The organism is Halomonas sp. ML-15 (assembly GCF_014779595.1).
GTDB lineage: Bacteria > Pseudomonadota > Gammaproteobacteria > Pseudomonadales > Halomonadaceae > Franzmannia.
In genome coordinates, this window is the sequence record NZ_JACXZT010000017.1 from 105,936 (window position 1) to 119,777 (window position 13,842).

Genomic DNA, 13,842 nt, shown 5'->3' on the forward strand with positions numbered 1-13,842 from the left:
ATCAATGCGCGGCGCTCTCACGTGCCTGCGTCCTGCTCCAGCATGATCCGTTCCAGTAGAGGCTGGATGCTGGTGTTCATGTCATCCAGTGACCAGGGGCGACGGAATCGATACACCTCTATCTTGCTCGCCAGCTTGGTACACTCCCGCATCAACCCAGCAGGAGTGTTAAATTCATTGCCCATCTCAGGCCGGTAGAGCGTCGCCATCACCGACTTGAATGCGTCGACCCCCGTGATACGCTCCAGGCTGGCCGACTCCCCCTCCTCCGCACGCTCCAGCATTACCAGTGCCTTCAGGGGATAGGGGCGATCTTGAAAGCCCTTGTTGAGCATCAAGTGGTACTTGTCTTCCCGTGTCAGGTCACGAACGAGCCCCTCGGTCTCAATGCCCAGCGCGGCCAAGGCATCCTTCCATAACTTGACGCGAGGCGGACCAGGATGAAGGTAGGGCTCCTCCTCATGCGGCTTGATCACGGCGACATCGTCGGTCACCAGCGGCCATCCCTGGGTGTAGTGGAGCCAGGCGCCAATCGTCGACTTCCCTGCTCCCGAGTGGCCGGTGAACGCCCAGACGCCACCAGGCGTCTTCAACGCACTCACGTGAAGCGGTAGCCAATGCCGCTGGTGCAGCAGCCCACCCAGAGCACTCCCCAGCAGGAAGAGGCGAATATCTCCCGGGTCGGCAACCGGATCAACGCCCCGGGGCACGCGTCGGTCGAGCAGAATGCGCTGGCCATGCTCGACGCGGTAACGGGCGATCCCCTCGATCGTAATCTGGCAGCGGTCGTCGCCCATCTCCAGCCAGCCCTTGCGAAAGGTGGCATCTTCCAACTGATCCTCGACACCCGGCGTCAGCACGACCACATCAGGCTCAGCGCATGGCGGAATCGCTGGCAGCTCGGGGAGCTCCAGCTGAGATTCGATGTTCAGGCCATAGGTGCGGTAGTAGAATCGCTCATTGCTGAATGGCAGGTTGCCGCGCCTCTCGCCCTGCACAGAGGTGGGGCTGTTGCTCACCCGATCTTTCCCTTGACTGGCCACTATCCAAACTCCCTTATCTTGTTGTGCCCGCGAGCACTGCCCTGCTCCAGCTTCAGCGCAGGAGCAAACCTGCGACGCCGAGGCGTCGCAGGTCATGAGTGGCTAGTGCCCTTGCATCATGAATACTCGGGCTCATCCGGGAAACTTGGCTTCTTCGATCGCCAGTGCTCGAGTTTCCTTTCCCAGAGCCATCTACCAAAGAAAAACTCGGTTTTTTCTGCCATGGTGCCAATGGCAGCCACAGCGGGTGACTCGTATGCCTTTCGGCTATCGTTCCCCTGCATGCCTAATCCTCCTGATTATGGGTGACACAGAACGTGTTGATAACAAAATATCACCAACCGTTACACTATAAATCGCCCTTAGAAATTGTCAAAGCCCATTTCCTTCAATAGTGGCCCTAGCGAACTAGACACCCCATCAAGATCCCATGGCCGCCGATAGCGGTAGACCCTGATCTGTCCCGTCAGCACCTGGCAGGCAGCCATCATCTCCTCGGCCGCCTGGTAGGCACGACCGATTTCAGGGCGATAGATCGACTCGAGCAAGAGATACAGCGCCTCTGCCCCAGTCGCTTCCGAGAGCTTCGGCGGCTCATCAGGGTTCCCACGCTCGAGCACTACTAGCGCCTTGAGCGGTTCAGCACCAAGAGCAGCCTGGTGATCCAGCGCTAGATGATATTTATCCACGCGCATCAGGTCGCGCTGGGCATGCTGGGCATCGATGTCCAACGCAGCCAGGGTCTGCTTCCATAGCTTTACCTTTCGCGGGCCGGGATGCAGCAGTGGCAGAGATTCCTCGGGCTTGACGACAGCCACATCGTCGGTCACCAGGCCGCAGCCGTGATGGTGATGGAGCCAGGCACTCAGAGTGGACTTGCCAGCCCCTGACTCCCCCGTGAAGGCCCAGACCCCATTGGGGGCCTTGATGGCGCTGACGTGTAGTGGCAGCCACCGACACTGATGGGCCAGCACGCCAAATACCGTGCCCAGCAGATATACACGAATGTCAGACGCGGCAGCGGCATTATCCTTCGCGTCCGAGACGCGCCGATCCACCACTACTCGCCGCCCAGCTTCGATACGGTAGCGGGCAATGCCCTCGACCCATATCTGGCAGTGCTCCTTGCCTATCTGAAGCCACTGATTGACGTGCTTTCCCTCGTGTAGCGTAACGTCGACATGGTCGGCCACGATCTCGATGTCAGGCGAAGCACTGGGAGTGACTTTCACGAGCTCCGGTAGGGGAATCTGGGAAGCGATGTCGAAACCATAGGCATGGTAGTAATACCAAGTCGACGGCGACTCCTTTTCTGTGCGTCGCTCATCCGGGAGACCAGGGAGCGCTTTATCCTCTGCCATTACGACGTCTTCACCGCCTTCATGGGCCGTGTCTTTCATCTCCCACCCTCTCATGCCTGCGGTATCATCACAGGCGCAGATCAGCCTGGCCTTTAGGTAACAGATACTTAAGGTCGTACAACACATGCTCTGGCTTACCCCAGGCGCGGATCGCCGACACCCCCAAGTCGCGGAACTCGCTGTGGGCAACGGCGAGAATCACCGCATCATAAGCACCGTCCTCGGGCACCTCGATAGGGCGTATCCCGTACTCGCACTCCGCCTCCTCCTTGCTGACATGCGGGTCGTAAACGTCTACCTGAATATCATATTCGCCAAGCTCGCTGAGAATATCGACCACCCGGGTATTGCGCAGATCGGGGCAGTTCTCCTTGAACGTCAGCCCCATGACCAGCACGCGAGCCTTCTCGACGTGGATTCGGCTCTTGATCATCTGCTTGATCAGTTGGGATGCCACATAGGCTCCCATCCCATCATTGATACGCCGCCCCGAGAGGATCACTTCGGGGTGATAGCCAACTTGCTGGGCTTTGTGGGTCAGGTAGTAAGGATCGACACCGATGCAGTGCCCACCGACCAACCCGGGGCGGAACGGCAGGAAGTTCCACTTGGTACCGGCCGCCTCGAGGACTTCTTCGGTATCCAGTCCCAGGCGGTTGAAAATCATCGACAGCTCGTTGATCAAGGCGATATTGACGTCGCGCTGGGTGTTCTCGATCACCTTGGCGGCCTCAGCCACGGCGATCGAGCTGGCCTTGTGCGTTCCCGCGGTGATCACCTTCTGATAGAGCGCGTCGACGAAGTCCGCCACCTCCGGCGTGGAGCCTGCGGTCACTTTCTTGATCGTGGTGACGCGGTGCTCCTTGTCACCCGGGTTGATACGCTCAGGGCTGTAGCCTGCAAAGAAGTCGCGATTATAAACCAGCCCAGAGAGTCGCTCGATAACAGGCACACAATCCTCTTCCGTCGCCCCGGGATAGACCGTCGACTCATAGATGACGATATCACCCTTGGCGACCACCTGGCCCAGGCTTTCGCTGGCCTTGATCAGCGGTGTCAGGTCGGGGCGCCGGCTGCTGTCGATGGGCGTAGGCACGGTGACGATATAGACGTTGCAGGCGCGCAAAGCCTCCAGCTCACTCTCGAAACTCAACTGCGTCGACTGTGCCAGCAGCTCGGGCTCCACTTCGAGGGTTTGATCGATACCATCACGCAGCTCGCCAATGCGCTTGGCATTGATGTCGAAGCCCACCGTCGGCAAGACCTTGCCGAACTCCACGGCCAGCGGCAATCCCACATAGCCTAGGCCAATGATCCCCAAACGAACGTTATCCATGCTCAGCATTTTGATGTCCCTTGTGATTTGACGTTTATCTCAGAGCGATATCCGTGAGGGTTCTGACGCTGCCAGCGCCAGGTGTCGGCAATCATGTCGTCCAGCCCTCGCTTGGCCCGCCATCCCAACTCCTGCTCAGCCTTCTGTGAATCCGCCCAGAACGCTGCCAGGTCGCCATCACGACGCGGTGCAAAATGGTAGGGAATCGGCCGCAGGCTGATGCGTTCGAATGCCTCGACCATCTGCAGCACTGATAATCCCTTGCCGGCTCCCAGGTTATAAATGTGCAGGCCGGCCTGCCCCAAGCGGTTGAGCGCCCCGACATGGCCCTCTGCAAGATCCATGACGTGCAAATAGTCCCGCACGCAGGTGCCGTCCTCGGTGGCGTAATCATTGCCGAAAACGGTCAGCGCTTGCCTACGCCCCACCGCCACCTGGGCAATGAAGGGCAGCAGATTGTTGGGCACGCCCTGGGGATCCTCCCCCAAGCGTCCCGAGGGGTGTGCACCGATCGGGTTGAAGTAGCGCAGCAGCGATACGCTCCAGCGCCCGTCGGCATGCACCAGGTCCTCGAGGGTCTGTTCCACGATCGATTTCGAGGTGCCATAGGGGTTGGAGGTCCGTCCACGTGGCATGCTCTCCCGATATGGCACCGGCGCATCGGGTCCGTAGACCGTGGCCGATGAACTGAACACCAGCCGAAACACCCCGGCCGCGTGCATTGCCCGGCACAGGGTCAATGAGCCCCCCACATTGGTGTCGTAATAAGCCAGTGGCTGCTCGACGCTCTCACCGACGGCTTTCAAACCAGCGAAGTGGATCACTGCGTAGATGTCGTGGTCGCCGAAGAGCCGGTCGAGACAAGCGCGATCGCGCACATCCCCCTCGATGAAAACGAGCTCCCGACCAACGATCTCTTGCACCCGCCGCAATGACTCCCGGGAAGCATTGATCAGACTATCCAGCACTACGACCTCGTAGCCTGCTTCCAAAAGCACCAGTGCCGTATGCGAGCCGATATAGCCCGCACCACCGGTTACCAAGATCTTAGGTTTCTGCATATTAATATCCGGCTTCGACGCTTACCGCTGTGACAAGGGGCTTGCCCTGCTGATAGGCACGCAGGTTATCGATCAACACATTGAGCGCCCGCTCCAGGTAGAACGGGGTCGTGCCTGACACATGCGGCGTGATCAGAAGGTCGCTGCGCTGCCACAGCGGCGACTCGGCAGGGAGTGGTTGCTGCTCGAATACATCCAGGGCGGCGCCTTTCAGCCTGCCGGCATCCAGTGCGCGCAGCAACGCATCGCTCTTTACTACTCCGCCACGCGAGATATCGACCAATACCGCACCAGGGCGCAACTGGTTGAGTAATGCATCATTGACAAGGCCACACGTCGCCTCTGTCAGCGGCAGGCACACTACCAGAAAATCCGTGCGCCCCAGCTCGGGCCCAATATCCTCCAGGGCCACAACTCGGTCGACGTCAGCCAGGCTACGGGGGGTGCGCTGAGTGCCGACCACCTGCATATCGAACGCCTTGGCACGCCTGGCCAGGCACTGCCCGATATGCCCCAGCCCCAGCACCGTCAGCTGGCTGCCGGTCAGCTCACCCAACCAGCTCCGTTGCCACTTCGCCTGCCTTGCCTGGTCATGGAAGCGACCGAACTGCTTGGTGAAATAGAGCATGGCGCCAATGACGTACTCGCTCATCGGCGCACCGTGAACACCGCTACTCTTGGTCATCAAGATGGAAGACTTGTCGAAATCCATCGACCAGATCTTCTCGACGCCGGCGGAAAGAAAATGCAACCAGCGATACGAGGCCAGCCTTCGCAGCGCCTCGGGCAGCCACGGCAGGGTCGGCGTGATAACGATATCGATATCGGCATGCCACGGCACCGTCGCGACGCTGTCGGCAAAGAGTATCTCAGCCTCTGGCAGTGCCTGCTGCAGGGTGCGTGATACTACGCCCTGCTGCTGGGCAAGCACCTCGGCTTTCTGGAGGTAGAGCACGCGTAGGATGGGCGCAGGAGACATCACACCCCTCCCCGGCTTCCGAGGCGATAGGCGCAGTCGGCCAGCTCTCGCTGGTTGTCCAGCAACGCCGCCGTCTCGGCGCCACGCCAGTGCGACTCGGCCTGGCGCAGCTTGGCTATCTCGGCGGGAAAATCGAGCGTCTCGAGCAGGTCTGCAGAGGTCGCCGCTCCGGCATGAAACGCCCGCGACAGGATGACCCACTGCGACCCCAGCCGAACGTGCTCGCCGAGTACCGTTTCGGCGGGCAGCTCTCCCTGGCCAATCCTTGCAATACCACCAATCCCCCACCTGACATCGGCTTGCGCAAGCAGCGCGGCAGCGGGGTCCAGCAGGCGCCCCGCCATGGGCTCGAACAAGAACCCAAGGCCCATGCTCAAGTAGAGATCGTTGAGCCCGATGTGGACTTCATCATGACCCGGTGTGAGCAGATCCAGCCAATCGGGCAAGCGCACCAGCGAGGCCGCCGTCTCGGCCAGGAAAGTCACGGGCACCCGGCCATTGACGGTATCCAGAAACCGACCGACCTCAGCGCGGGAAGAGAACATCGGCAGCATCAAGCGCTGCGCGCCATGGTCTAGCGCCCCCTCCACTTCCTCGCGGGTCGACGCATTGAGCGGATTCAGCCGCACCATTAGTTCTGCGCTCTTCAGCACCGCCGCGACTGCGGCAATCTCTTCGAGGGAGTGGGCCGCCTTGTGGGTGTCCAGGTGCCCCTGCCTCTCCGCCTTGCCGAGCACTTCCTGATCCATGAAAATGCGCGCCACGTCATGCTGCTCTATGAATGCGGCCACATCCGGGCTGGCGGTAATCATCATGAAGTTGAGCTGGCTCATCGCATGGCCTCCTCAACGTCGCTGTCCTTGGGCGGCTGCCCATTCAGCCGGTCGCGATAGGTGCGCCAGTTAAGTCCTGCCTCACCGTAAATCCCGCTGCCCATTACCACCACCTTGACCGTCAGCAGCAGGATCTTGATATCCAGTACCAGACTCCGCTTGTCGACATACTCGGCATCATGGGCCAGCTGCTGCAGCCAGCCCAGGCTGCGCCGCCCCCGCACCTGGGCAAGCCCGGTCAAGCCGGGGCGCACGCTGAAACGTTTCTTGTAGCCGGGCGGCACTACCTCGGTCTGCTCCATGAGCACAGGCCTGGGCCCGACAATGCTCATGTCGCCCTTGAGGATATTGATCAACTGCGGCAGCTCATCAAGACTCGTGGCACGGATAAACCGGCCTGCCCGTGTGATACGGGGATCGTGGCCGGCACTGACCACCTTTTCCTGGTGCTGGTCAATGGTGTCGGGGGCCCGGTGCTGCATGGTCCGAAACTTGAAAATACTGAACGGGCGCTCCCCGCGGCCGGCTCGCTGCTGCATAAAGAACACCGGCCCCGGGCTATCCACCTTGATCCAAGCCGCCACCAAAATCAGCAGCGGGGATAGCAGGATCAGGCCAGCCGCACTGCCCAGTATATCTATCAGTCGTTTAACGCCATCCCTCATGCCAACTCCATCGCCTCGAGAATCACCTTATTGACCTTTCGCACATCATAATGCCGCTCGACCAGCGCCCGGGATGCCTCGGCCATCTGCGGCACCAACGCCGGCTCCTCGACAAAACGCTTCATCGCCTCCAGCAGCGGTGCACTGGCGCGTGGCGCCACCAGGAAACCGTTCACGCCATCTTCCACCGTCTCGCGGCACCCTGGTGCGTCGCTGGTGATGATCGGCCGGCGCATACTCATCGCCTCGAGCACCGAGCGTGGTGTGCCCTCTCTATACGAGGGCAGTACGAAAACAGAGCACTTGGCAATCCACGGGCGCACGTCAGAGACGCCACCCACGAACTCCACGCAACCCTCACCCTTCCAGCGCTCAAGATCAGCCGAGGCACACGAGTGGGGCAAGCTGGGGTCATGGGGGCCCACTGCGATGAACCGAACGGCCGGCGCTTCGCTGCGCAGCTGACGTGCCGCCTCGCAAAACTCAGCGACCCCCTTCTCGGTCAGCAGCCGACCGATGAACAGGAAGGTCAACTCCTCTTCGGGCAGTGGCGTGGCCTCGAAGCGATCCATATCCACTCCCGAGCCATAAGTACGCACCGCCTTGCTGGCATCACGCAGGATGCCGCGCTGTGTGAATTCCTGCTGGTCATCCGGGTTCTGGAAAAACACCTTGCGATTGCACGCGAGTCCCGCCCGATAGAGCAGCGATACGATCTTCTGCAAGCGGCGGTTCTTGGAGCTATCGGTAGTGAATACATGGCCGAGCCCAGTGATCATGGAGAAGATACGAGAGACACCCGCCGCCTTGGCCGCCAGGCTGCCGTACACCACCGGCTTGATGGTATAGCCAAATACCGCCTTCGGCTTCAGCCGTCGTATCAGTCGATAGAGCGACCACAGCGTCTTGATATCATGTACCGGGTTGATACCGGTACGCCCCATCTCGATGGGGTATATCTCAATGCCTAGCTCTTCGACTTCCGGGAGATAGTCCGCTGTCGGCACCGCCGCGGCCACGGCCAGCCCCCGTGCCTGCATATCCTTGACCAGATCTCCACGGTTTGCGATCAAGGAGCGAGCGTTCCCTGCAATAATCAATAAATCCACGAATCAGTGCCTTCTCAAACGGATGGATAATCTATCAAAAGAGGATGCCGCCAGCAGCGTACAGATGGCCAAGAACTTCGTTCGGTGCCTGATAGCCGTGCCAATATTGGTCACCCCAATGGCAAAAACGAAAATCAGGGCTCCCGCCATAAACATCAGCGCCAGGCACTCCTCCTTGCGTTTAACCCGGCTCCAGCCCTTATAAAGCCGCCACGCAAGGAACATATACATGCCCGATGCCAACACTCCCATCAATTGCCGCGGGCTGCGTAAATCCCAAGGGAAAGGTGAGAACGTGAAGTACGCAATCCGCATAGGGATCAACCACGGCTGCGTGTAGGGATTACCCCGCGCCACAAAACTGGGATAAGCAGAGCCGCCACGCCCCTCACGCTGAAAGCGAGACTCGATTAGTTCATCTACGCCCCCATTCTCATCCTCCCCGCCGATGGTAATCCCTTTAGCCAGATTGATGCCGCCACTTCCTACGACAATAAGCATGGCCACGCTGAACAACGCGACCGCCGAGAAGAACTTGCTCGCCACCTGACGCGTGGTCGCCCCGCCTTTGATCGACGACACCAGCGTTCTGAACGAGAAATAGCCCAGGTACAAGGCGATGCCCACCATTGCCCCAACCCACCCAGGGTGAATCATCAGCGCCACGGCGAACATGGAGAATGCCGCAAAGATCCAGATCGTCCCTTTGCCAGACACCCAGTTCAAGAAGAAATAGACACCGAGCAAGAAGACGACTATCGAAAACTCTTCCCGCAGTGCAATCACTGAGTTGAATGCTGCGAAAGGGAAAAGCGCAATGATGTAGGCACTGATGATCGCAGGCTTACGTCCCCATAGCCGGTAAGCCATGATCCCGGTCAAGAAAACACCCAACAAGCCGGCAAAAAAATTCAATACTGGAAGGACAAAGTGGTTGTAGCCAAACGCTTTGAAAAAAACAGCGCCGATTGTACTATAAACGTATGAAGCACTGTAGTTAAACGTATTGAACAAACGATCCCAATCCAGCTGAGACCACTGATATGCCGTTCGAGTAAAGACGACAGCATCACCGTCTGCCCCGGGTGGGGAGAAGAACCCATAGTATTCGAGAAGCATCAGCAAACAGCGGAAAGCGAAGCCGATCATGATCGGCCATAGCAACCAGCGGTGCTTCATCGATACTATCAAACAGAAGACGAATGACAGCAAGAATACAAAAGTAACAAAAAGCGCCGGTATCATATTTCTCTCATCTACGGGGCCGACTATCAGGCCGTAAGGGCGTCTTCATATAACGCAAGGTGCTTATCTGCTGAGGCTTTTATCAGATAATCGCCTGAATAGGCAAGCGCATTGTGGGAGAATACTTCACGCAAGTGATGGTTATTTATCATCATCTCCAGCGCCTGCGAATAACTGCTTTCGGTCAACTCATCGACAACGATACCATTACATACCTTGTGCACGATTTCCGAGCAACCACCAACATTGGTCACTACGACTGGCAGGCCGCTCAGGGTGGCTTCGATTTGAGCGATTGGCAGCCCTTCCCATGCCGATGACATGACAAACACATCCGCAGCATACAGCAATTCATCGACATTGCTTACGTTACCAAGGAATTCAACGCGACCAGATATGCCTTTATCATCCGCCAACCGCGCTAGCTCCTCGCGCAGGGTGCCTTCGCCAGCGATTTTCAATCGGTACGTCTGATCTTCCAACCTGGCAAGTGACGCGATGAGTAGAGATAGATTCTTTTGATCAGACAGGCGACCAACACTCAATAGGTTGACCTCTTCACCGTACTGCCCAACAACTCTTTGCTTCTTACGCACACGCTCCGGTGAAACACCATTGTCAATTCTTACCACCTTCTTCCGAGAAACGCTTTCAAGCAATGTCTTGCAAGCCAAACAGATCCCGATGTATCTGGAAACCTTCAAGTCAAGAATCTTATAAAGCAACGCACTAGCACCAAGCTTTATGTTGTGGTGCGTATAGATGACTTTGGTGCTTTTGGAAAAAAGAGAAAAAATGGCAGCATAATATAAGTGGCAATGCACGATATCCGGAGTAAATTCAGACACCGCCTTACGCATTGCTTTGACACCCAGCCAGGGTTTTCTACGCGCAGCGGCTCCGATGAAGCCGTACTCGATACCACTGTCGTCCAACTGCTTCAAGAATTCCGCTTCGAACCCACCATCTCGCCCGGCCTCGGAGGCGCGATCAAGAAAGAGAATGAATACGCGATGTCCCGCCTTGACCATCTCTATGGAGAGGTCTCTTACATATATTTCAGCACCGCCTGCCGCCGCAGAAGATATGGCATGGAGAACTCTCATAAATTAACTCTTATCGAATGTATAACCGAATTTATCAACGTCTTCTCGGTATAAAGACCTGACCAGCTCCACCATATCATCGTTAACATAAGCGCTACGATAGTCAGCTTTCTCCGAGGTGATATTTTCACGGCCGACACTTATATTTTTTCCGAGCACCGACTCCACGTATTTCATATCGGTATCCAAACTTTCAACCTTTCCGATATAATCAACCATGCTCTGTCCATCCTTGCCCAACACGAACTTGCTTTGCGGCTGAAAAACAAAGTCAACTTTGAGAATGCTCTGCTTGGCAAGCCACTCGAACAAGAAACGTTCAAAACTCTCGAACTCGGGTATCTGATACTGTTCAGGGCGATACATCCCCATACTGTCAGTCTTACCCACTTTCGCAAAGCGATAGGCTGAAAGTACGCGATCCCAAGGGTTCCGGACAAATGAAAAAACAAACGCCTTTACAAAGAGTTTTGGGAAGCGCGACTGGATTTCATCGGCCGTATAATGACCAAGCGTCCGGCCATATATTGCCTTGTTCACGCTCGTTCCTGCCGCCTTGGGTATATGAATATAAATGCAGCCGGTTCGCTTCCAATAGGCATAGCGGCGAAATAGATTAATCTTGTGCTTCACATCTTTACTGTTCATTTACCTTCCTAGAAATGAGCTCGACATACTGTGAGGCAACAAATGAAATGGTAAACTTCTCCAAATGCTTCTTGAGTTCATCGCTTATCCTCTTACTATCGCCATGAGAAGAAGCCACATAATGACCCTCTGGATAACGCTGTGAGATCGCTTCGGCCATTTCACGGTGATTACCGATCTCAACTAGGCTGCCGAACCTCCCATCGTCAAGGATCTCCCGAGGCCCGCTGGGGCAATCGGTAGAAATCACCTCGATACCGCTACCTAACGCCTCTATGAGAGCGTTTGGCAAGCCTTCCCAACGAGATGAGAAAAGGAAAACATGATAGTTCTTGATTTTATTTTCGATGTCAGGATCAAACGACTTAAGAAAGACTCGCCTCTCAAGCCCCAGACGAATGATTTCACTCTGCAATTCGTCATGCAGCTCTCCCTCGCCATAGATGTCCAGTTCAATATCGACACCCAGAGCATTAACTGCATGTCCGATTGCTCGAATAAGCACCTGCTGGTCTTTAGCTTGAGTCAACCGTCCGACATGAATTGCCTTAATCCTGTCGCCAGCATGGCACGAAGAGCTATCTAAATCAGGAATTTCATTTGGCAAGGCATCAAAAACAGGATTATAAATACAATGAACTCTTGAGGGAGCCAAGCCATAATAATTACACAAGGCACTCCCCGAATCTTCCGAATTAACCAATACTACTGGCGCCCTCCGACATGCAAGACCATGCAGGTGCGAAAGGCCCCTAATTGAGAATGTGCTTTTCATGTTACGGTATTTCGCAGGAATATTAGTCCTTACGTTTGGCACCCGTACGCACCTGTATGGCCAAGCCATGAGGCAAGCGAAATAAGCAATGATATTAGGTAAATCAGTGAAAGACATCACGACATCAGGACGATGCTGCTTGAGTAATCGGCTAATCGCAAACGCCCGTGTCAATGGGTTTCCATCTGGTATTTTTTCAACTTCGACGTCAGCGTCAAACTTATACTCTTGACCCTGCTTGGATTTCCAATAAATATAAGTGACTTCGTGCCCCAGGTCAGCAAAAGCACTCGACAATTTGACGGCAACCTTTTCGGCGCCACCGCCCCCAAACGAAGAACATACAAAAAATATTTTCACGTCACTTTCTTTTGCGAAGTGGCTGGTTTTTTTGCCCCCGAGAAAGGAATCAACAACTTTATCAGCTGTTTGATGCTTACGGAGTCAAGAGATTCAAAGTATATTACGCCGAGCTCACCGAGGGAAAAATCACCACTACGCTTCCTAGCGACCAGCCATGAGAGACTTTTTCGGTTGGAAAGCCTCTTAAGGTCAGCTGCATTATTGGCATTGGGGTTACGACGCATATGGCTCATCACCGTATTTTGTACGGGATGCACCGTCTCGACCTTTGCTTTTCCATAAATAACGCCGCTATTATCTAGCGCATAGCATGATGTCACTATAGGAGATACCACCAGAGAGTCACATTCCAATAGCAACCTCAGCCAAAGGTCACTATCGCCGCCACGCTTGCACTTGCCTGCAGGGAACCCCCCTGCGGCAAGATAGAGATCTCGATTTATGACTACAGCATTGGTATGAAATATGTCCTTGCGTGAAAATCTCTTCAGCGCTGAATGGCAACTTATCTGCTCCTCTGCAGCATGAAAATACCCGCCCTTCTCTCCTTTAAAAATCTTCTCTCTAGACAGGCTGAAAAAACCGACATCTTGATATTTTTGTATTAGATCACGTGCGGTTTGAAGATGATTTGGATACCAAACATCATCAGCATCCAAGAAGGTTATCCATTGGTAACTTGCTCTTTCGACCCCCAGGTTTCTTGCCGCATATCCCCCTGGGCCAGGCGTATCCCTGCTAAGTATAGACACCTTTGGTGATTCATAAGCCCTGATCAACTCAGCACTCCCATCGCTGGAGCAGTCGTCGATCAGTATCAATTCAAAGTCATCATATGTCTGAGCCAGCACCGATTCAATGGCAGCGACCACATGTTCCTTTTTATTATGCACCGGTATAATTACTGAAAACATAGCATACTTCCCGCTGGACTTAGGACGCTTACCAATTAAAGCATTTGCCTAATTATTTTAGAAATCAGCGATTGCTCGTCATCTTCCATTGTCTTAAGCACTAGCTCCCCATGCAGGGGCGGCTCATAGGGACTATCAATCCCGGTGAAGTCCTTGATCTTACCCTCCCGCGCCTTCTGATACAGCCCTTTGGGGTCGCGCTGTTCGCACACGTCCAGCGGGGTGTCGACGTGGACTTCGATAAAGGCGTCATCGTCGAACAGCGCGCGTACCGCGTCGCGGTCCTTGCGGAATGGTGAGATAAAGGCAGTGATGACGATAATCCCGGCTTCGGCGAACAGTCGCGCGACCTCACCCACCCGGCGGATGTTCTCGGCGCGGTCGGCTTCGCTCATGCCGAGGTC

14 protein-coding genes are annotated in these 13,842 nt (G+C 55.8%); all 14 read right to left on the bottom strand.

Annotated elements, in window-relative coordinates; all coding sequences use genetic code 11:
• Nucleotides 1-17: 17 nt before the first annotated feature.
• Nucleotides 18-1,019, bottom strand: a complete 1,002-nt coding sequence (locus tag IEI94_RS10085) for a hypothetical protein (protein ID WP_191167179.1) — start codon at nt 1,017-1,019, stop codon at nt 18-20.
• A 386-nt stretch (nt 1,020-1,405) separates the two neighbouring features.
• Nucleotides 1,406-2,443 carry a hypothetical protein gene (locus IEI94_RS10090; protein ID WP_191167180.1) on the bottom strand — a complete coding sequence of 346 codons (1,038 nt, stop codon included), beginning with the start codon at nt 2,441-2,443 and terminating at the stop codon, nt 1,406-1,408.
• Between the two features lie 28 nt (nt 2,444-2,471).
• On the bottom strand, nt 2,472-3,749 hold the full coding sequence (gene tviB / locus IEI94_RS10095; protein WP_191167181.1) for a Vi polysaccharide biosynthesis UDP-N-acetylglucosamine C-6 dehydrogenase TviB: 1,278 nt from the start codon (nt 3,747-3,749) through the stop codon (nt 2,472-2,474).
• The gene (gene galE / locus IEI94_RS10100) at nt 3,743-4,801 is read right to left on the bottom strand and encodes a UDP-glucose 4-epimerase GalE (protein WP_191167182.1); all 1,059 of its coding nucleotides are present in this window, start codon (nt 4,799-4,801) and stop codon (nt 3,743-3,745) included. The genes tviB and galE overlap by 7 nt, the downstream gene beginning before the upstream one ends.
• Before the next feature lies 1 nt (nt 4,802).
• Nucleotides 4,803-5,780 carry a D-2-hydroxyacid dehydrogenase gene (locus IEI94_RS10105; protein ID WP_191167183.1) on the bottom strand — a complete coding sequence of 326 codons (978 nt, stop codon included), beginning with the start codon at nt 5,778-5,780 and terminating at the stop codon, nt 4,803-4,805.
• Nucleotides 5,780-6,613, bottom strand: coding sequence for an aldolase/citrate lyase family protein (locus IEI94_RS10110; protein WP_224750053.1), 834 nt, complete (start codon nt 6,611-6,613; stop codon nt 5,780-5,782). The genes IEI94_RS10105 and IEI94_RS10110 overlap by 1 nt, the downstream gene beginning before the upstream one ends.
• The gene (locus tag IEI94_RS10115) at nt 6,610-7,278 is read right to left on the bottom strand and encodes a sugar transferase (RefSeq protein ID WP_191167184.1); all 669 of its coding nucleotides are present in this window, start codon (nt 7,276-7,278) and stop codon (nt 6,610-6,612) included. The genes IEI94_RS10110 and IEI94_RS10115 overlap by 4 nt, the downstream gene beginning before the upstream one ends.
• A complete protein-coding gene (locus tag IEI94_RS10120; protein ID WP_191167185.1) occupies nt 7,275-8,351 on the bottom strand; it encodes a glycosyltransferase family 4 protein in 1,077 nt (358 codons plus the stop codon). Before IEI94_RS10120 ends, IEI94_RS10115 begins: the two co-directional genes overlap by 4 nt.
• Nucleotides 8,352-8,390: 39 nt before the next feature.
• The gene (locus tag IEI94_RS10125) at nt 8,391-9,632 is read right to left on the bottom strand and encodes an ArnT family glycosyltransferase (protein WP_191167186.1); all 1,242 of its coding nucleotides are present in this window, start codon (nt 9,630-9,632) and stop codon (nt 8,391-8,393) included.
• A gap of 26 nt (nt 9,633-9,658) precedes the next feature.
• Nucleotides 9,659-10,738: a glycosyltransferase family 4 protein gene (locus tag IEI94_RS10130; RefSeq protein WP_191167187.1), complete on the bottom strand. Its 1,080-nt coding sequence runs from the start codon at nt 10,736-10,738 to the stop codon at nt 9,659-9,661.
• Between the two features lie 3 nt (nt 10,739-10,741).
• Nucleotides 10,742-11,386: a sulfotransferase family 2 domain-containing protein gene (locus IEI94_RS10135; protein ID WP_191167188.1), complete on the bottom strand. Its 645-nt coding sequence runs from the start codon at nt 11,384-11,386 to the stop codon at nt 10,742-10,744.
• Nucleotides 11,376-12,521 carry a glycosyltransferase gene (locus IEI94_RS22870; RefSeq protein WP_191167189.1) on the bottom strand — a complete coding sequence of 382 codons (1,146 nt, stop codon included), beginning with the start codon at nt 12,519-12,521 and terminating at the stop codon, nt 11,376-11,378. The genes IEI94_RS10135 and IEI94_RS22870 overlap by 11 nt, the downstream gene beginning before the upstream one ends.
• Nucleotides 12,518-13,438 carry a glycosyltransferase family 2 protein gene (locus IEI94_RS10145; RefSeq protein ID WP_191167190.1) on the bottom strand — a complete coding sequence of 307 codons (921 nt, stop codon included), beginning with the start codon at nt 13,436-13,438 and terminating at the stop codon, nt 12,518-12,520. The genes IEI94_RS22870 and IEI94_RS10145 overlap by 4 nt, the downstream gene beginning before the upstream one ends.
• Nucleotides 13,439-13,473: 35 nt before the next feature.
• A partial coding sequence (cysC, locus tag IEI94_RS10150) for an adenylyl-sulfate kinase (RefSeq protein WP_191167303.1) occupies nt 13,474-13,842 on the bottom strand: 369 nt, incomplete at its 5' end.